We start from the raw sequence: 17,191 nt of genomic DNA, 5'->3' as shown, positions 1-17,191 counted from the left end.
CCTAAATGTATTTAGAAAAGGGGATTTTTGTTATGAAATCTACAGGTATTGTAAGAAATGTTGACGACCTCGGAAGAATCGTTCTTCCTATCGAGATCAGACGTACTTTTGACCTTAGCGCTAAAGATCAGGTCGAGATCTACACTGACAACGATATGATCATTCTCAAGAAGTTCCAGAGAAATTGCGTATTCTGCAAGAGCCCTGAGGACATCGTTGAGTACAAGGGCAAGGCTGTATGCTCTGAGTGCATGGCTGAGCTCAAGGGCAACAAGGAGTAATCAATTACATATCAAATGTAGAGGAAAGAGAGCCATAGCGGCTCTTTTTCTTTTTATATGCTTGTACGGCGGGGGATATGCCGCAAGAATTTTGTACAAATTATAGATTTAGTCATGAAATATCAATAATAGTGCGGTATAATAAAAGTTATTGTGCAGACGAATGCTCTGCAACACTATTTGGAATGGGGAAATAATAATGTCGTCAAATACAGCCCGCGCAGATCTCCTAAACGGGCTAAAAGACAGCGTGCCGATAGGGCTGGGCTACCTTTCGGTATCTTTCGGCGTGGGCATACTGGCTGTAAATTCGGGGCTTTCGGTGCTCACGGCTGTTATCATCTCAATGACCAACCTCACGTCGGCGGGGCAGGTCGCGGGGATAGGCGTTATCGCGGCGGGGGGCGGCTATTTTGAAATGGCGCTCGCCCAGCTTATAATAAACCTGCGTTACGCGCTGATGAGCCTTTCGCTCTCGCAAAAGCTGGATGGCAAATTTACCGTGCTGAGCCGCCTTGCGGTGTCTTTCGGCATTACGGACGAGATATTCGCCGTGGCTTCGGGCAAGAGCGGCGAGGTGTCGAAGCACTACATGGCGGGGCTTATCTCGCTGCCTTTCGCGGCGTGGACGCTGGGCACACTGCTTGGCGGGTGCGCGGGCGAGATATTGCCCGACAGGCTGAAAGACGCGCTGGGGATAGCCATCTACGGAATGTTCATCGCGATATTCGTGCCCGCTGCGCGGAAAGCTGTCGGCGTGCTGGCGGTGGTGCTGCTCTCCGCCGCGATAAGCTGCGCGCTGAGGTACATACCCGTGTTCTCGGGCGTTTCGCAGGGCTTTTCCATCATAATCTGCGCCGTCATAGCGGCAGGCTTTGGCGCGGTATGCTTCCCGAAAGCTGAGGAAGGGGGCGGCGGCTCGTGAATATGCAGACGGTAATCTACATCGCGATAATGGCGGGCGTGACCTACCTTATCAGAATGTTGCCGATAATGGTCTTTCGCCGCAAGATAAAGTCGCAGGTGGTGCAAAGCTTTCTCTATTACGTCCCATACGCTGTGCTGGGGGCTATGACGATACCCGCGGTGTTTTACTCTACGGGCAGCATGGCAGCTTCGGCGGCGGGCTTTGCGGCAGCTTTCGCGGCGGCGTTCTTCGGGCGCTCGCTGATAACGGTAGCGCTTGCGGCAAGCGCGGCGGCTTACGCGGTAATGCTGATATTTTAAAAACAGCCACTCGTTTTTGCGAACGGGTGGTTTTTGCATACAGAGTGCACGGGGCACAGTCAATAAAGTTATTTTGCAAAGTGCTCGCAAGCCCTTGATTTTGCTGGGTAAATAGCACTTTGCACGAAACCCGACCGTGCAAAATGCGTGGAAATATCAGGAGGGCACTTTGCATGAAATAAGCCTTGCAAAGTGCTAAACACCCAGTAAATACAGGCGTTTCAGAGCACTTTGCAAAATAAGAATATTGTGCTTAGGGAGAGTGGCGAGCGGCGTGATACTGCAAACCTACGACATAATAAAGACCGCCGAGCAGTACAGCTGCATCGACGGTCAGTTGAGGTTTTTTAGGGAGGCTGTATTTACAGCAGTTCTGCTAAATCGTCTCTGCCGTAATGTTTGTAATAATCAGCCAGATCAAAATTTCCTTTTTGAACGATACCGCCGCCATTGGCAGGCTCAAGTTTGTCAAACTTCAAATCAGTATCAGCTCCCGCGTCTATAAGCACCTTTACCGTGGCTTTAGAAGCATAAACCGCTGTTTCTAAAGCGTTATCGGGTATTTCCATGCCGTTGTCAATAAGATATTTTACTATCTCGCTGTTTATTGAATTTATATTCATCTCAAAATTGCTCGGTCTTGGGGTGAAATTCGGGTGGCTTGTATCCTCTAGCTGTTCGGTGTATTCCGGACATTGGTCAAATTCTCTCGACCATTCATCACCGTCTTTAAAATCGTACCATAGTTGATTTAAGTCAGCGCCTTGGCTTTGTACCAGCTTTATCAGCTCTAAGTCCTGAGATCTGATCGCGTCGGAGAGATCATACGCCTGTAAAGTTCGTCCTTTTTTATATAGATATTCAGCTACATCATATTGAACATCAGATGCACTGAGCAAATGAAAATCAATTCCTTTCTCATCAATGAAAAAATCTATATATTTTTTTGCGCTTTTCAGATCAATTTTATCCGAGAATAAATTTGCGGCATAGTTTTCGTTTATCGGCTCATGCTTTTTCTCCATATAGTCATACAGCTTTAGAAATTCATCAAAGTCGTAATCGTTAGATTCAATACAGGAACCGAGTATTCCGTATAACGGCTTTTCAAGAAAATCATCATAAAGATCGTAGTCATTTTTTATCAAGACATCAAAAATATCATAATAATGATAATATGCAGCCACATCAAAACAATCTGTGTTCAGATTATATTCTTTAGTTTTTTCAAGTGCCATTATATCTTTGATAAAATATTCAAGCATTTCTGCATTATCACAGCTGATTATAGCGCTTACAGCAGGATTTTTGCTCCATTCTTCACCATATATCCCGAGAAGCTCCTCGTATTGTTTTACCGTGCCAAAAGCTTGTGTATATGTGAATAATACTTCAAACTCGTCATCGCTGATTGCAGAGCCTTTTGCCGCTTCAAGAGCATTTTCAATATCTCCTGTTACAGCATACGTCAAATAATCCGGTAAGTTAAGTGTTCCGCCGTTATCAATGTATTGTGAAACTACATATTGAATAGCTTTGGGCGATTGGATAAATTTATAATATTTTGATTCCAACCCCTCTTTCTCGATAAATTCCTTGCGCACGGTAAGCCCTTGGTTAGTTAAATAGTCAAAAACCTTAAAACTATTAAGGTTATTAACATTGTTATCAATGCAACATTCCAAAAGATTTCCTAAAATATCATCATCTACAGATCTTAGATCTACTTCTTTACTGGAAAGGTATTGCAAATTATCAACACCTACTGCTTCGTAATCTGTAACTGAATTATAAATATATGATGAGCCATTAGGGGTTGACATATATAAATCAGCACCATTTTCCAAAGCTATATCAGCCATTTGATAAGCTATATTTCTTGGGCAGTTGGCTGTATAAAGCAGATTCATTAAAAGCGTGTTGGAAGATGAAATAGAGTCCAAATCAAAATCAGGGTACTTCTCGTAAAGTTCCTTAAACAGCTCGATATTGCCGTTTTTTACTGCCTGAGCAAATACGTCTTCAATATCGTTTTCGCTGTTTATTACTTTTGCGATCTTGCTTTTCAACCCGCACCCGCAAGAAAACACCATCACCGAGCAAACAGCCATCGCAAACACTCGTTTTAACATAAAATTCCTCCTACTGCATTATCGGGTAAGCCGCTCAGCCTTCACCCCTCAGCCGCAAACCCTATCTCATTTATCTTCGCATACTTTTCCGCATACGAACCCGCTTTTCCCTTTATCGTCAGACTGTCGCAGTCCTCAAACGCGGTCTCCGCTATCTCGCTGACCGTTTCGGGAATGTATATCTCCTTTAAATCTCTGCAATGCGCGAACGCTTTGCTGCCTATTGCCGTAACGCTCTCCGGAAGCTCTAAAGTTTCCAAAGACTCGCAGTACATAAACGCTCTCTTCGGTATGTTGTCCACCTTCGGCGGGATATTTACCTCTTTCAGCCCCTTGCACATTTGAAAAGACTGCGGCCCTATCGACTCCAGCGTGTCGGGAAATTCCAGCTTCTCTAAGCTTTCGCAGCCGCTGAAAGCGTCTGTTCCTATCGTTTTCAACCCGTCATTGAACGTGATAGACGTCATGCTCTTGCAATCGCTGAAAGCGGATTCGCTGATGACCGTTAGTCCCTCGGGGCAGGTAAATTCCTTTAATCCGGTGCAGAGCCTAAAACAGCAGAACCCTATCTCCGTCTGCGACTTAGGCAGCTCTATCTTTTCCAAAGTTTCACATGCATTAAATGCGCCTTTGATCTCCTGGAGATCTTCGGGGAAGTACAGCTCTCTGATATTGAACATATAGTCAAGATAATAGTGATCGTCATTGTGATCGTCATTCGTATCGCCAAATTTCCACATCGGCGGCCCCGCGACATTCACGACCTTTTTCCCGTCGATCTCTTCGGGCACATGAACTACCTCGTCGCTGCCGAAATAGTAGCTTATCACAATGCCCTCGTCGCCAAACGTATTTCCCCATTCGTCCGAATACCCCGCCGCGTCGATGTACACATAGCCCGTATCCTTTTTTATGGTGTGGCCCTTTTTCTCCAACTCGTTGTAGAAATCTTTTTCCTTATCGGTAAGCATATCCCAAGCCGAAACTTCGGAGCTTGTATCCGCGCTGACCACCGCATTTGAGCCGACCGCCGACCCAGCTTCCGCCTTACCCTTATCCCCGCAGGAAACCAAAGCCGCCGCCATCGATGCAGTCAGCGACAATATCATAATTCTTTTTGCTGTACGCATAATCATTCTCCCTATATAACAGTATATTGACGTATTGTTCATGCTTTTTTATTATACTATGATCTCACTGAAAAATCAATAGTCAAACGCAAAAAAGCAGACGCCGATAAAAACGTCTGCTTTCGCATTTTGCAGTGCGGGTAACAGGACTTGAACCTGCACGGTGTTGCCAATAGAACCTAAATCTATCGCGTCTGCCAATTCCGCCATACCCGCATTTTTGATGTGATATTCACAATATATCTATTTTACCATATCTCACCCCCTCTTGTCAAGCCCTTTCGCAATATTTCTTCGCCGCTTTAAAAAATTCATAATTTCTGTATGGACAAACCGCCGTAATAATGCTATAATAGATAATGTATATTCATCATCGGAGGTATATTTTATGGCAGAGATAATCAAAAAAGAAAATATTCGCAATTTCTGCATTATCGCTCATATAGATCACGGCAAATCTACTCTTGCCGATAGAATTCTTGAACTTACCGAAACAGTCGCCCTGCGCGATATGGAAGACCAGCTTCTCGATAATATGGACATCGAGCGCGAACGCGGCATTACTATCAAGGCGCGCGCTGTTCGCCTAAAATACCACGCTGACGACGGCGAGGACTATATCTTTAATCTGATAGACACCCCCGGCCATGTTGACTTTAATTACGAGGTATCCCGCTCGCTCGCCGCCTGCGAGGGCGCAGTGCTCGTCGTGGACGCTTCGCAGGGTATAGAGGCGCAGACTCTTGCCAATACTTACCTTGCTATCGAGCACGACCTCGAAGTGCTGCCCGTTGTAAATAAGATAGACCTGCCCTCTGCCGACCCCGAAAGGGTCTGCCAGGAGATAGAGAACGTCATAGGCATACCCGCCCTCGACGCACCGCGCATTTCCGCTAAGACGGGCGTGAATATAAAAGAGGTGCTCGAGCGCGTTATCACCGATATTCCCGCGCCGAATGGCAGCGATGACGAACCTTTGCAGGCGCTTATCTTCGACAGCTATTACGACCAGTACAAGGGCGTTATCATCTACGTTCGCGTTATGCAGGGCGTTCTGCGCGCGGGCGATACTATAAAGCTTATGGCTACCGACGCGCTTTTCCAGACCGTAGAGGTCGGCTATATGGGCGCTACCGACCTTGTGCCTATCGGCGAACTGCACGCGGGCGAGGTAGGCTACATCTCCGCTTCTATCAAGTATATTGGCGATACGCGCGTGGGCGATACCGTTACCCTTGCCGATTCGCCGTGCGCCGAGCCGCTGCCGGGCTACAAAAAGGTCAACCCGATGGTGTATTCGGGCGTTTACCCTGCCGACGGCGCGAAATATCCCGACCTGCGCGACGCACTGGATAAGCTTGCGCTAAACGACGCCTCGCTTACTTACGAGCCTGAAACTTCCGCCGCGCTGGGCTTCGGCTTCCGCTGCGGCTTCCTCGGTCTGCTGCATATGGAGATAATACAAGAGCGTTTAGAGCGCGAGTACAACCTCGACCTCATCACTACCGCGCCGAGCGTTATCTATAAGGTGCACCTCACCGATGGCTCTACCGTTATGATAGACAACCCCTCGAATTACCCCGACCCCGCCGTTATCGCTTCGGCGGAAGAGCCTATGGTAAAGGCTGATATTTACACGCCGCCCGAATTTGTAGGCAATATCATGGAGCTTTGTCAAGACCGCCGCGGCAATTTCAAGAATATGGAGTATCTGGACGAAAACCGCGTTGACCTGCATTACGAGCTGCCGCTGAACGAGATAGTCTACGATTTCTTCGACGCGCTGAAATCACGCACAAAGGGCTACGCTTCCTTCGATTACGAGATGATGGGCTACCAGCCCAGCAAGCTTGTGAAGCTCGACATAATGCTAAACGGCGATATTGTTGACGCTCTATCGTTCATAGTCCACGCTGACAGCGCCTATACGCGCGGCAGAAAGATATGCGAGCGGCTGAAAGAAAATATTCCCCGCCAGATGTTTGAAGTGCCGATACAGGCGGCGATAGGCGGCAAGGTCATCGCGCGCGAAACTGTAAAAGCCATGCGCAAGGACGTCCTCGCTAAGTGCTACGGCGGCGACATTACCCGTAAGAAAAAGCTGCTGGAGAAGCAGAAAGAGGGCAAAAAGCGTATGCGCCAGCTCGGCAGCGTAGAAGTGCCGCAGGAAGCTTTCATGTCGGTGCTAAAGCTGGACGACAACTGATAGATATAGCAAAGAAAGGAAATAAAATGAAAGATCTCGACCGTGCAATGAAGTATTTCATCGGGTTTGCGCTTGGCTCAGCGGTCGCACTGCCGCTTTTGGGCGAAGTATACGCAAATATCTCAAAGGGGATAGCCCTCTTCCTCGCAGCGGCATGGGCAGTATGGGCGGGTGTGAAATTCTCCTCGCTCAGCCTGAAAAGCGCTATGCTGGGCGTTACCTCATACGTCTTTTCCTCAGTGATACTCAGCTTCATCGGCTATTTGGCGATACACCCCGCCGTTCGCCGCTGGATAGAGGGGCACTCGGTGTACTTCGAGCTTTCGCTGAGCGAGTGGGCGCGCTACTGGGGCAGTGCATTTCTGCTGCTGCTGATCTCCTACGTTGTATATTTTGCCAGATTTGGATTATCAAAGGCAGCGGGCAAGCTGAGATCAGACAGCGAAAAGACTGCTTCGGCGATAGAGAACGCCTTTGAGGACGACGATAAATGACAGGACTTTACATTCATGTCCCTTTCTGCATACGCAAGTGCCCCTACTGCGATTTTTACTCAAAGCCGTATTCGGCGGAGCTTGCCGAGCTGTATGTAAACGCCGTCTGCCGAAACGTCGCGGCGCTCAAAGAGCTTGATATTACTGCGGATACTGTTTACTTCGGTGGCGGCACGCCCTCTCTGCTGACGGCTGAGCAGGTGTACGATATATTGGACAGCGTACAAAAAAACGTACACTTACATTCTCCCGAGATAACGCTCGAGGGCAACCCGAGCAGTTTGACTTACGAAAAGCTTGCGGGGTACAGAGCGGCGGGGGTGAACCGCCTTTCGGTAGGGGTGCAGTCGGCGGATAACAGCCAGCTGAGGTTTTTGGGGCGGCTGCACGACGCGGACAAAGCTTACGCTGCGGTGTATGCGGCTCAGCGGGCGGGGTTTGAGAACATCTCCTGCGACCTTATGCTCGGGCTTGCGGGGCAGGACATAGCTTCGCTGACGGCGAGCATAGAGCGGCTGACCGACCTGCCGATAACCCACCTCTCGGCGTATATGCTGAAAATAGAGCAGGGCACGGCTTTTGACTGCGAAGCGGTGCGCGGGCGCGTGGCGGACGACGACCTAATGAGCGAGCTGTATCTCGCGATGTGTGCGCAGTTGGCGGACAAGGGCTTCGAGCATTACGAGATATCGAATTTTGCAAAACAGGGCTATCGCTCGCGGCACAACATGAAGTACTGGCAGCTGGAAAAGTACATAGGCATAGGCCCTTCGGCGCACTCGGACTTTCACGAAAAGCGCACCGCCTGCCCCGCGGACATACAGGCTTTCGTGGCGGCAGATGTACAAAAAAACGTACTCATAGAGGAGAACATAGACCGCTTTGAGGAGTACCTGATGCTCGCTCTGCGGCTGAGCGACGGCGTGGACTTTGACGAGCTTGCGCGGCGGGGCGGCAGGGATACGGCTGAGAGCATTTTTGCCGAAGCGCGGCAGCTGGAAAAACACGGGCTTGTGAAGTTTCACGGCGGCGGCTTCTCGCTGACGGACGACGGCTTTTTGCTATCTAATTCAATAATAGTTCATTTGTTGGATTGTCGCAAATGCACAAAATAAGTCAAATATTGTTGTGCAGGTCTACAATATATGTTTTTTTGCTTGCACCGAGCCGTTTAAAATGGTATAATAATATAAGCTGAGGACTTTGTTAGAGAGGTTCAAATTATGAAAAAGATCGCACTGCTTCTTGCGGTCGCGATGGCGTTTTCGGCAGTAGGCTGCGCGTCTAAAGACGATAAGCAGGAGATAGTCGTGCCCATCTACCAGACCGATAAGATAGATTATAAAACTGAAAAAGCCGAGATAGGCGATATTTCGCAGAAATACTACGTTGACGGCCGCTTCGATTACCCGTATTACGAAAAAGTTTCGTTCAAGATAGACGGCATGATCGAGTCGGTGAGCGTTGAGGAAAACGACCCCGTGGAAAAGGGCGACCTGCTCTGCACACTCGTTTCGGACGATCTGGACGACCAGCTGGCGGAAAAGAAGCTGTATATAGACCAGGCGCAGAAGTCTGTAAACACACTGCAAAGCGAGGGCGGCTCGGCTAACGAGATACAGCTTGCGCAGACTGAGCTTGAGCTTCAGCAGCTTGAATATCAGCATTTGGAAGATTCGCTCGAAAATTACAAGGTATACGCGCCCTGCAACGGAGTTTTCCGAAGCGACGGCAAGACATCTTTTGAAAACAACATCGACGACCAGCGCGGCGCTGAGAATATCATCGTCGAGGGGGCGAAGGTGACGGCAGGGCAGTCTTTCGGCGTGGTATCAGACCATTCGCAGCAGTATTTGGTATGCGACGTTTACGACAATGCGCTTGAAAATGTAAATTTTGGCACAAAGGTCGAGCTGGAGCAGGGTGTAGTTTCGGCAAAGGGCAAGGTGATAGACATTATAGAGAGCACTGTGGGCGGCGGAAAGGTATTCACCTACGTCATAGAGCCGGATAAGGACGCCGATATAAGCGACCTGGGCGTGCAGTGCCGCTTTGACGTATACTCTAAGCTCGACACCGTTATCGTGCCCTCAAAGGCCGTGAAAAAATCTAAAGACAGAACGTATGTCAACCTGCTTATAGACGGCTCGAAGATAGAGCAGGACGTAGAGGTGGGCATAGAAGATGATAAACAGACCGAGATCCTTAGCGGTCTGAGCGGCGGCGAAGACGTTATCATAAATTGACCCGCCGAAAGCTCTATTTGGGAGGAATTGTGGAATGAAAGAGATAATGAACGATGTTTGGGTAAAGCGCTGCATTTCGGTCTTTACCGCGGCTTACGCGGCAGTTATCACGCTGCTGACCTACGCCACATTCTTGTACGATCTGGAATTTGTGTCGGACAAAATGGCGCCTTTTCTTGTGATATACGCGGGCTCTTCGATAGTTTTCATGCTGCTCATGATATACACGCGCGAGATGTTTATGACAAAGCTTATCAGCGTGCTGCTGCTGCCGATAGTTTTCTTCCTCTTGCTTTTCAATATCGGAAACGGCAACTGGGTGCTGATAATACCGCCTTTCATTGTGGCGATAGTGATGTTCTTCGCGGCGGGCACTAACGAATCGGTAAAAGTTATAATGGGCACTATCTACCTGCTGCTGTATGTACTGGGAATAGTTGCATACGTTGTCTGCAATATGCTCTTCGGCGGCTCAGACGTTGAAACGGTGCTCACCCCATATCTGGATAAAGATACCTCTGTGTACTCCTACTACAAGAACGAGATGGGGCATTTGTCTGAGGTAGTTGACGAGGAAAACACCATCTCGCCCGACGGCAGATACCGCTTTTACATCTCTGACGTTAAGGACAGCGACAAGGGCTGCGTGAAGATATACGTAGTGCCAAACGGACAGGACATAAACCTAAAATTCTTCTCGCTCAACCAAAAGGGCATACGCAAGACCATCACCCGCAACGGCACGCGCGGCATAGTACCCGACGTAGGCTGGGTGGTAACTGAGAACGACGTGCTGGCGATACAGTTCCGCCTGACGCCTGAGTCCTCGCTGAAACAGTCGAAGATAACGACTATGCCGAAGAAAAACTACTTCGAGTTCCTCGGAATATCGTAATAGCTTGATGATTTAGATATAGAAAATGCCCGAACGCTGCTTCGGGCTATTTTTTACCGGAAAGGAAGGCTGAACGATGATGGATAGCAAAGAAAAGGAAAAGCTGATAGAGAAAGTAAACGCTCTCATTGCGAAAGAAGAGTACGAGGAAGCCGCCGACGCGCTGGTCTGCTCGGGCGACTGCCGCGAAGATTACGAGCTTTCCTGCCTGCTGGCGGCGGTTTTCAACAGCATGGGCGATGAGAAGACTGAGCGCTTTTTCACCGCCGCCGAAGCGCTGCTGATGCGGCATTACGACCGCGGTAAGGACGACCCGAACTGGGTGTATATCTTCGCGCGCGTGCTGTACTCGCAGGGCAGGAATATACAAGCTATGGAATTTATGGATAGCATCTTCGGCTCGAAAGACGAGAGCATGGCGCTGCGGCTGAATAATTACGACGAAGCGAAAGATTTTTACGAAACGCTTTACTATATGCAGGTAGAAAATGCACAGCTTTACAGCGAGGAGCAAAAGAACGCCGTGACAGCGCACATAGAAAAATATTTCGGCAAGCCCGATTTTTACAAAGCAGAAACTTCGCCAAACGGCATAAAGGTCGGCATAGCGGTGGTGTACCCTACGCCCGAGCGCGATTTTTACACGCTTGTGACCGTCGGCATGGGCGCGCACAGAATGAAAACCCCGCCCGAGCTGAAGACTGAGCAGCTGGAGCGCGCCGAACTTGTTATGTATATGCCGCCCGACTGGAAGCCGAGAAGCCGAGATATACGGCACAGCTGGATAATTAAGGAGATGCGCAGGATAGCCCGCCTGCCGCTGGAGAACGACACTTGGCTCGGTTACGGGCATTTGGTGTCCGACGGCAGCCCTGTAGCGCCGAACACCGAGCAGGAGGCAATACTGCTGATAAGCCTGCAAGACACGCCCGACGCTGCTCTGCGCTGCCCGCTGCCGAAAGGGGAGTCGGTGGTGTTTTACCAATTGTTCCCTATCTACAAGCAGGAGATGGATTACAAGCTGGCGCGCGGGGCGGCGGCGCTGATAGACCTTATGCCGCACATCAGCGCTGTGTACGACCCTGAGCGAGAGAACGTCTGCAAGGATATGGAAAGCGGCGCGGGCAGCCCGCTGCTTGTGGGAGAAACCAACTACCTCGTCGGAAAGCTGAAAAAGCTGGGCGTAAGCTGCGCCGTAAGCCGCAAAATTTCGCGCGAGGGCGAGCGGGTAGGCTTTATGAAGCGCTTTTTGATGGACGACAGCGAGCTTTCGCAGATGAATACTAGCGGCTGGCTGATGCTTTCGGGCAGCGAATCGCGCGAATATCTCGCCGACCCTTTCAATATCGAGATAGCTTCGCTGAACACCATCTGCAACATCGACCCTGCGATAGTGAAATATCTGGATATGCCCTACGGCACAGACCTCACGCGCTGCGAGGGCGATGGATTTGTACAGACTATGCACGTTCCGCCAAAGGAAAAAATATACTCGTAAAAACAAGCGCCCCGATGTAAAAGTCAGGGCGCTTTTGCTTAGCCTTATCGCGGCTGAAACGGCTTGTAGGTCTTAGCGATGTATTTTGCGCGGTAAACTTCGTCGTCGGTGTGCGCGGCGTATAAATCGTCCGCTAGGTCTAGCAGAACGTCGTGAAATTCCAAATTCGCCTTGAATTTCTCGGGGATAGCGCTGTAACCGAGATACGCCCCGAGGATATTTCCGCAGACCGCGCCGGTAGAGTCGCTGTCGCCTTTGTGGTTGACCGCCGCGCATATAGCCTGCCCGAAGTCCGATTCGTACCGCAGAGCGCAGTACACGGCGATGGCGAGCGTTTCCTCAGCCACCCAGCCCTCGCCAAGCGCGTGGATATTATCTAGGATTTTATCCTGATCTTGACCGCCCGAGCGTGAGAGCGCGACAGCCCGCCGCGTTATCTTGCTGAATTCGCCGATACGCTCAGCACTCGCGAACATATGTTCCATAGCTTTTATGCTGTCCTCTATCGCTTGCGATAGCGTGATACTATCGTCGTGCGCGACAAGCGTTATAATGTGCACCAGCGCCGCCGCAGGAATGTACCCCAGCTCGTGCCCGTGCGTAACAGCCGCCGCTTCCGCGCCCGCACGGTCTATCTCAGCAATGCCGCGCTCGGCGGGGTCTAGGTACAGCCCGATGGGGGCGACGCGCATAACTCCTCCGCAGCCCTTGCTGTTATTCTGCGCGCGAGTACCGTTCAGGTCTTTCAGCGCACACAGACAGGTGTTGCCGGGGGCGCGCAGGCTGAACATCTCGGGCATATTCATCAGCCAACTGTAATTCGCAAAGCAGGTGCGCGGGTCTATCGGGAATGGCTGAGTTTGGGTAAAGTACCAGCCTTTGTACTCCTGTGCGATGGTCTTTCCCATACTTTCCCCGCGAGCCGCCGCCCCGAGTATAGCCGCCGCCGTGAACATAGTCATCTGCGTATCGTCAGATATGAGCGCCTTACCCTGTCGCAGAGCGTATTCGGTAATACCGCGCGCGCCGTACCTGCTGAAAATCTCTCCCTCGGTCATGAACTCCACGGCGTAGCCCAGCGCGTCACCCGCCGCCCCGCCGACCAGCGCCCCCCTATATCTGTCAAGTTTGTCCATACGTTTTCCTCCTTATAGTGTTTGCTTAGGGATATTATAGCATATTTCGCCCCACTTTGCAAGCATGGGGCACAGTCAATAAAGTTATTTTGCACTGATGGCGCAAACCCTTGATTTTGCTGGGTGTTTACATGAGTGCACGCCCTTTTTCCGTGCACTCTTGGTGGGAAAGTTGGTGTACATGAGTGCACGAGATTTTACCGTGCACTCTTGAAAAGTACCAGTAAATACTGGGGTTTCGTACATGAGTGCAAAATAAGAAAATTGTGCTTAGGAGTGTGCACTCTTGTTGGCTGTTTCAAAACGCTTGTTAAATTCATTCTTATCTACCTCGGGCAATAGCCAGTAGGTTTTCTTATCGTCGGCAAAACCGACAGAAAAGTTTTGAAGCTCCAGTTCTCTTTTTAGATTATACATCGTTCGTCTACTGCAACCCATTTCTTCCATAAGCTCTTTGACCGCGCTCAGCTCCACGCTCTCGCCCTCGCCGAATAGCTTTAAAAGCGCTTCTCTTGCCGCGTCTTTCGTCACGCTCGGCTTCTCGCGCGTTTCCCGCCGCCCGCTGAGCACATCGTCCGCCGTGAGATGTGTGAACCCCTGAAACAGTATGCCGCCGCGCTCGGGCGCTACCTCAAACAAAATGCTCTGCCCATGCCGCGCGAGCGAGCTTTTTTCGTGGCAAAGCACCTTCTGCGAGGGGTTCTCCGGGTTCTTGCCCATCACGAGCATGCTTCGCGCCACTGCGGGTATGTCGATAGACCCCAGCGCGCGGTAAAGCGCCTGATTTTGCGACATTTTGCTGTTGTGCATGATGAAAACCACCGCGCACCTGTACTTCTCCGCCAAATGCGATATGTGCGATAGCACGGGACGCACCTCGTTCGCGCGGTGCATATCTACGTCCGCCCCCAAATACGCCTGCAATGGGTCAAATATCATCAGCGCGGGTCTGTAGCGCCGCATTATCCGCTCTATACGCTCGTCCGAAAGCGAAAGCTGCGACTGGTCTTCGCTTATCACCATTATGTTGCCGAAATTCGGCTGCATTGGCTCTAAACGCGGCTTTATGGTGTCCGCAATGCCGTCCTCCGCCGTCTGATACAGCACTCTCTGCGGCTCGGTGTAGGGCATACCGCTTCCGTAAAAAGGCCGCCCGCAGGACACCGCCGCCGCTAAGTACAGACAGAAAAAGGTCTTGCCCGTGCCGGGGTCAGCCGTCAGCAGGGTTATCTTGCCGCGCGGTATGTAGGGGTACCACAGCCACTCGGTCTGCGTGCTCTCTATGTCCGAGAGGGCGGTTATTGCGATGTCGTCCGCGCACAGCTTTCTGAAACGCTCCTCCGCCTGCCGCTCGCTGAGCCTATCCGCCTTCTGCAAATACGTCAGCACGTCCCCGCTCGTCCCGCAGTTGTGGCAAATAAAGTAGCGCGAATCGGTGAAGTATTTGCAGGAGCCGTCCTCGCACCCGCATATCGGGCAAGGGCGTATCACCTGCGCGCCGCCCTCAGCCGCCGTCTTGAACCCGTAGCGTTCCTGCAGATATTGTAAAAAGTCGAAGCTTTCTTTAAGTTTGTTAATGTCTGTCTTCAAATTATCTCTCCTTTTATAATAGTATCAGCAGAGCCGTGCGCCCCGCCTTATACTTCTATTATATCCCGCGTGCGGAGAGATTTCAATTGACATACCGCCGATATTTCGCGTGCCTTATGCCCTCATGCAGAGAGCGTTTTTCGCCAAATTGCAAGATTTTCGCATGATTTTAGACAAAAACCGTTCAGCAGGGGAGTAGTTTTGGCAGAAAAGTGCGTAGTTTGGTGAGATTTTGGGGTGGTCAAATTTACAGAGAGGGAAGTTACAGACAAAAAAATAACCGCTTCTAACGTACATTAGAAACGGTCACATTTGTCTTGCTGATACCAAATGGATGCATATCTAAAACAATATAAATTATGACCATTCCGATTAAAAATTATTTCTACCGGTCAATGTTCATTGAACTCATCACTCATTCTGCGATATTCTTTTTCCTCACAATCCACATAATCTTTAGCAAACTGTTCAACCTCAGATATACTGTCTTCCAGCAGTTCAAAATCCACCGCCGCCGAAAAAACATCAATCTCAAGCTTTTCAGACTCATCAGCAAAAACTTCTATAGTAAAGCCTTTACAGCGAATATCATTACCGTCCTTATCCTCCCGATGCAGATCAGTATCGGGAGATATTTTCACATAAAAACCATTGTATTTCATTCAACCACTCTCCTTAAAATCTCATCTGCATATCATCGTCAAGGTCGTAATCATCATCAAAATCCTCATCGAATTCATCATTCACGTAATACTCAAGCTGCTGAGAATTTTCAAGAGCTGTTTGAAGATATTTCTCGTCCAAACCGTTTTCTCTGTATCCCTGCAAAATCGTGTTGTAATACTGCTGACTCGGTGGAGAAATTGTCCCACGATTCATCAGATATGCCATACCTTCGTAGGTTTTTCCGTCCATTTCAAAGGTCATTTTTTCCTGCCTGTAGAAACTGGGGTAGCCTTCGTATTTGTTAAGAGTAGGCAAATCCCTTTCGTCAAGCTCCCATATCAGAACGGGAACTCTTGCACCCTTATTCGGAACGATTGTTGCAACGCCCCTGAACTCTAATTCATAATCCTTGATTTCTGATGTTCCTACAACCTTTGAATGTGGACATCTGTATGCCATTTGCTCCAAATTTATATTGCTTCCATATGCAATATATAACTGTTTATTTTTCATTCTCTACCTCCGATCACATTGACATTTCCATGCCCATTTCTTCATCTTCTTCAAAGTTCTCACATTCGCTCTCTGTCGCTCTGAATTTTCATCGGATACATTTTCGTTTAACTCCTGAACCTCGCTTACAGGCTCGACACGCTGCCCACGGGCGGCTTGCCGTTCAGCTTCACGTTTTTCTTTCAGCTTTGCTCTTGCGGCTATTCCGTCCTCCGGGTGCCGCCATGCAATATCGCCATAAATGTTTTAGCAAATGCGTTCTGCAATTCTTGAACTCATCTCCGATAAGCCCAAGATTCAAAAGCCATACACGAAAGCTGTACCGCATATTATCGCTTTGTGAAATGCGCGGAGAACAGTATTTCTTAGTCATTGCCGCATTGCTTATGGCAAGCGCAAGAACTATCTGACTTCTTACCTCTCCTGCATGAAGACTTCCGTTGTATGCCCTTATCTCGTAATGACCATGCTGAAAGAATGAGTGCAGATTGCAGATAACATATCGGCTATTTGAGTAATGCTGAAACTGTTCGCTCATTCTGCCGTGATACCAAAGCCCCTTTATTTCTTCCATATCTTTAGGCTTTTTTCGGTTAATTTCCTCGATGAACTGCTTATCCATCTTGTGACAGTAGGATTCACGAGCAGAAGAAACCTGCAAAGCGTCCCACAGAAAGTCCTCCTTACTTGCAAAAATATTTACAAGATTGCGTATCTGCTGCGGAGTGTAATCGTCTGCCGAAATGTGTATATGCGTGCCTGCACAATATCTCGGACCTGTTACTCCGCCCGCTTTTCTAAGAACTCGTACAACCTCCTGCAAAAGCGGAATATCCTCATATTCAAGAACAGGAGAATTCATTTCCACACTGTAGGATTTGGACGCTCGGTCGCCGTTTGCATTGTAACAGCTGATACTTCCGTCGTACACAATAGACCAATCCCTTCTTTTAATATCTTTAACCGTATATTTATCATAAGCGCCACCCTCATGGACAACCTCTCCTCCCAGAACACCTGAAATTGCTTTTGCCGCCTGACAGCGAGTTAAGCCTGTCATTTCTATCTCAATTCCATATGAACGGTTTTTTATTCCTTCAAAATTTCCTGCCAATGTAACACCTCCCAACAAAAACAGCTTGCAGATTTCTCCGCAAGCCGTAAATTTTAATCGTTA

Annotated in this window: 16 protein-coding genes and 1 tRNA gene; 9 read left to right on the top strand and 8 right to left on the bottom strand. The window is 49.3% G+C overall.

Annotation, left to right across the window (positions count from 1 at the left end; all coding sequences use genetic code 11):
* The first annotated feature begins 32 nt into the window (after nt 1-32).
* From LI114_RS09055 to LI114_RS09045, 3 genes are all read left to right on the top strand, one after another.
* Nucleotides 33-281, top strand: a complete 249-nt coding sequence (locus LI114_RS09055) for an AbrB/MazE/SpoVT family DNA-binding domain-containing protein (protein WP_022126942.1) — start codon at nt 33-35, stop codon at nt 279-281.
* Nucleotides 282-480: 199 nt separating this feature from the next.
* A complete protein-coding gene (locus LI114_RS09050) occupies nt 481-1,206 on the top strand; it encodes an AzlC family ABC transporter permease (protein WP_227220407.1) in 726 nt (241 codons plus the stop codon).
* Between the two features lie 2 nt (nt 1,207-1,208).
* Entirely contained in the window at nt 1,209-1,508 is a 300-nt protein-coding gene (locus tag LI114_RS09045) for an AzlD domain-containing protein (protein ID WP_177444199.1), read from the top strand.
* Nucleotides 1,509-1,870: 362 nt separating this feature from the next.
* On the opposite strand, the gene LI114_RS09040 is transcribed toward LI114_RS09045, so the two are convergent.
* The 3 genes from LI114_RS09040 to LI114_RS09030 form a co-directional block, all read right to left on the bottom strand.
* Nucleotides 1,871-3,640 (bottom strand): hypothetical protein, encoded by a 1,770-nt coding sequence (locus LI114_RS09040; RefSeq protein ID WP_227220406.1) that lies wholly within the window; start codon nt 3,638-3,640, stop codon nt 1,871-1,873.
* A gap of 41 nt (nt 3,641-3,681) precedes the next feature.
* Nucleotides 3,682-4,743 carry a leucine-rich repeat domain-containing protein gene (locus LI114_RS09035; protein ID WP_227220405.1) on the bottom strand — a complete coding sequence of 354 codons (1,062 nt, stop codon included), beginning with the start codon at nt 4,741-4,743 and terminating at the stop codon, nt 3,682-3,684.
* Nucleotides 4,744-4,905: 162 nt separating this feature from the next.
* Nucleotides 4,906-4,986, bottom strand: a tRNA-Leu gene (locus LI114_RS09030).
* Nucleotides 4,987-5,158: 172 nt separating this feature from the next.
* Between LI114_RS09030 and lepA the strand changes: the two genes are divergently transcribed.
* From lepA to LI114_RS09000, 6 genes are all read left to right on the top strand, one after another.
* Complete coding sequence (gene lepA / locus LI114_RS09025; RefSeq protein WP_227220404.1) at nt 5,159-6,976, top strand: translation elongation factor 4; 1,818 nt, start codon at nt 5,159-5,161, stop codon at nt 6,974-6,976.
* 26 nt (nt 6,977-7,002) lie between these two features.
* Entirely contained in the window at nt 7,003-7,470 is a 468-nt protein-coding gene (locus LI114_RS09020) for a hypothetical protein (protein WP_227220403.1), read from the top strand.
* On the top strand, nt 7,467-8,585 hold the full coding sequence (hemW, locus tag LI114_RS09015) for a radical SAM family heme chaperone HemW (protein ID WP_227220402.1): 1,119 nt from the start codon (nt 7,467-7,469) through the stop codon (nt 8,583-8,585). Before LI114_RS09020 ends, hemW begins: the two co-directional genes overlap by 4 nt.
* A gap of 108 nt (nt 8,586-8,693) precedes the next feature.
* Nucleotides 8,694-9,716 (top strand): efflux RND transporter periplasmic adaptor subunit, encoded by a 1,023-nt coding sequence (locus tag LI114_RS09010; protein ID WP_227220401.1) that lies wholly within the window; start codon nt 8,694-8,696, stop codon nt 9,714-9,716.
* A 34-nt stretch (nt 9,717-9,750) separates the two neighbouring features.
* Complete coding sequence (locus LI114_RS09005) at nt 9,751-10,611, top strand: hypothetical protein (protein ID WP_227220400.1); 861 nt, start codon at nt 9,751-9,753, stop codon at nt 10,609-10,611.
* A 76-nt stretch (nt 10,612-10,687) separates the two neighbouring features.
* Nucleotides 10,688-12,109 carry a DUF2185 domain-containing protein gene (locus tag LI114_RS09000; protein ID WP_227220399.1) on the top strand — a complete coding sequence of 474 codons (1,422 nt, stop codon included), beginning with the start codon at nt 10,688-10,690 and terminating at the stop codon, nt 12,107-12,109.
* 44 nt (nt 12,110-12,153) lie between these two features.
* On the opposite strand, the gene LI114_RS08995 is transcribed toward LI114_RS09000, so the two are convergent.
* From LI114_RS08995 to LI114_RS08975, 5 genes are all read right to left on the bottom strand, one after another.
* A complete protein-coding gene (locus tag LI114_RS08995; RefSeq protein WP_227220398.1) occupies nt 12,154-13,245 on the bottom strand; it encodes an ADP-ribosylglycohydrolase family protein in 1,092 nt (363 codons plus the stop codon).
* 270 nt (nt 13,246-13,515) lie between these two features.
* Nucleotides 13,516-14,835, bottom strand: coding sequence for an AAA family ATPase (locus LI114_RS08990; protein WP_227220397.1), 1,320 nt, complete (start codon nt 14,833-14,835; stop codon nt 13,516-13,518).
* A 392-nt stretch (nt 14,836-15,227) separates the two neighbouring features.
* Complete coding sequence (locus LI114_RS08985) at nt 15,228-15,497, bottom strand: hypothetical protein (protein WP_227220396.1); 270 nt, start codon at nt 15,495-15,497, stop codon at nt 15,228-15,230.
* Nucleotides 15,498-15,510: 13 nt separating this feature from the next.
* Nucleotides 15,511-16,014: a gamma-glutamylcyclotransferase family protein gene (locus LI114_RS08980; RefSeq protein WP_117939024.1), complete on the bottom strand. Its 504-nt coding sequence runs from the start codon at nt 16,012-16,014 to the stop codon at nt 15,511-15,513.
* A 169-nt stretch (nt 16,015-16,183) separates the two neighbouring features.
* A complete protein-coding gene (locus LI114_RS08975) occupies nt 16,184-17,128 on the bottom strand; it encodes an amidoligase family protein (protein ID WP_227220395.1) in 945 nt (314 codons plus the stop codon).
* Nucleotides 17,129-17,191 lie beyond the last annotated feature (63 nt).

Origin of the sequence: Ruminococcus sp. 210702-SL.1.03 (genome assembly GCF_020559915.1) — a bacterium.
Classification (GTDB): Bacteria; Bacillota; Clostridia; order Oscillospirales; family Ruminococcaceae; genus YE71.
Note: the sequence above shows the minus strand (reverse complement) of the source record. Positions and strands in the feature narration are given on the sequence as shown.

Bases quoted from the DNA above. Each gene is read 5' to 3' on its own strand.
- LI114_RS09050 (WP_227220407.1), top strand. From the start codon at position 481: ATGTCGTCAAATACAGCCCGCGCAGATCTCCTAAACGGGCTAAAAGAC.
- LI114_RS08985 (WP_227220396.1), bottom strand. From the start codon at position 15,497: ATGAAATACAATGGTTTTTATGTGAAAATATCTCCCGATACTGATCTG.
- lepA (WP_227220404.1), top strand. From the start codon at position 5,159: ATGGCAGAGATAATCAAAAAAGAAAATATTCGCAATTTCTGCATTATC.
- hemW (WP_227220402.1), top strand. From the start codon at position 7,467: ATGACAGGACTTTACATTCATGTCCCTTTCTGCATACGCAAGTGCCCC.
- LI114_RS09010 (WP_227220401.1), top strand. From the start codon at position 8,694: ATGAAAAAGATCGCACTGCTTCTTGCGGTCGCGATGGCGTTTTCGGCA.
- LI114_RS09055 (WP_022126942.1), top strand. From the start codon at position 33: ATGAAATCTACAGGTATTGTAAGAAATGTTGACGACCTCGGAAGAATC.
- LI114_RS08995 (WP_227220398.1), bottom strand. From the start codon at position 13,245: ATGGACAAACTTGACAGATATAGGGGGGCGCTGGTCGGCGGGGCGGCG.
- LI114_RS09005 (WP_227220400.1), top strand. From the start codon at position 9,751: ATGAAAGAGATAATGAACGATGTTTGGGTAAAGCGCTGCATTTCGGTC.
- LI114_RS09040 (WP_227220406.1), bottom strand. From the start codon at position 3,640: ATGTTAAAACGAGTGTTTGCGATGGCTGTTTGCTCGGTGATGGTGTTT.
- LI114_RS09000 (WP_227220399.1), top strand. From the start codon at position 10,688: ATGATGGATAGCAAAGAAAAGGAAAAGCTGATAGAGAAAGTAAACGCT.
- LI114_RS08980 (WP_117939024.1), bottom strand. From the start codon at position 16,014: ATGAAAAATAAACAGTTATATATTGCATATGGAAGCAATATAAATTTG.
- LI114_RS09045 (WP_177444199.1), top strand. From the start codon at position 1,209: ATGCAGACGGTAATCTACATCGCGATAATGGCGGGCGTGACCTACCTT.
- LI114_RS09020 (WP_227220403.1), top strand. From the start codon at position 7,003: ATGAAAGATCTCGACCGTGCAATGAAGTATTTCATCGGGTTTGCGCTT.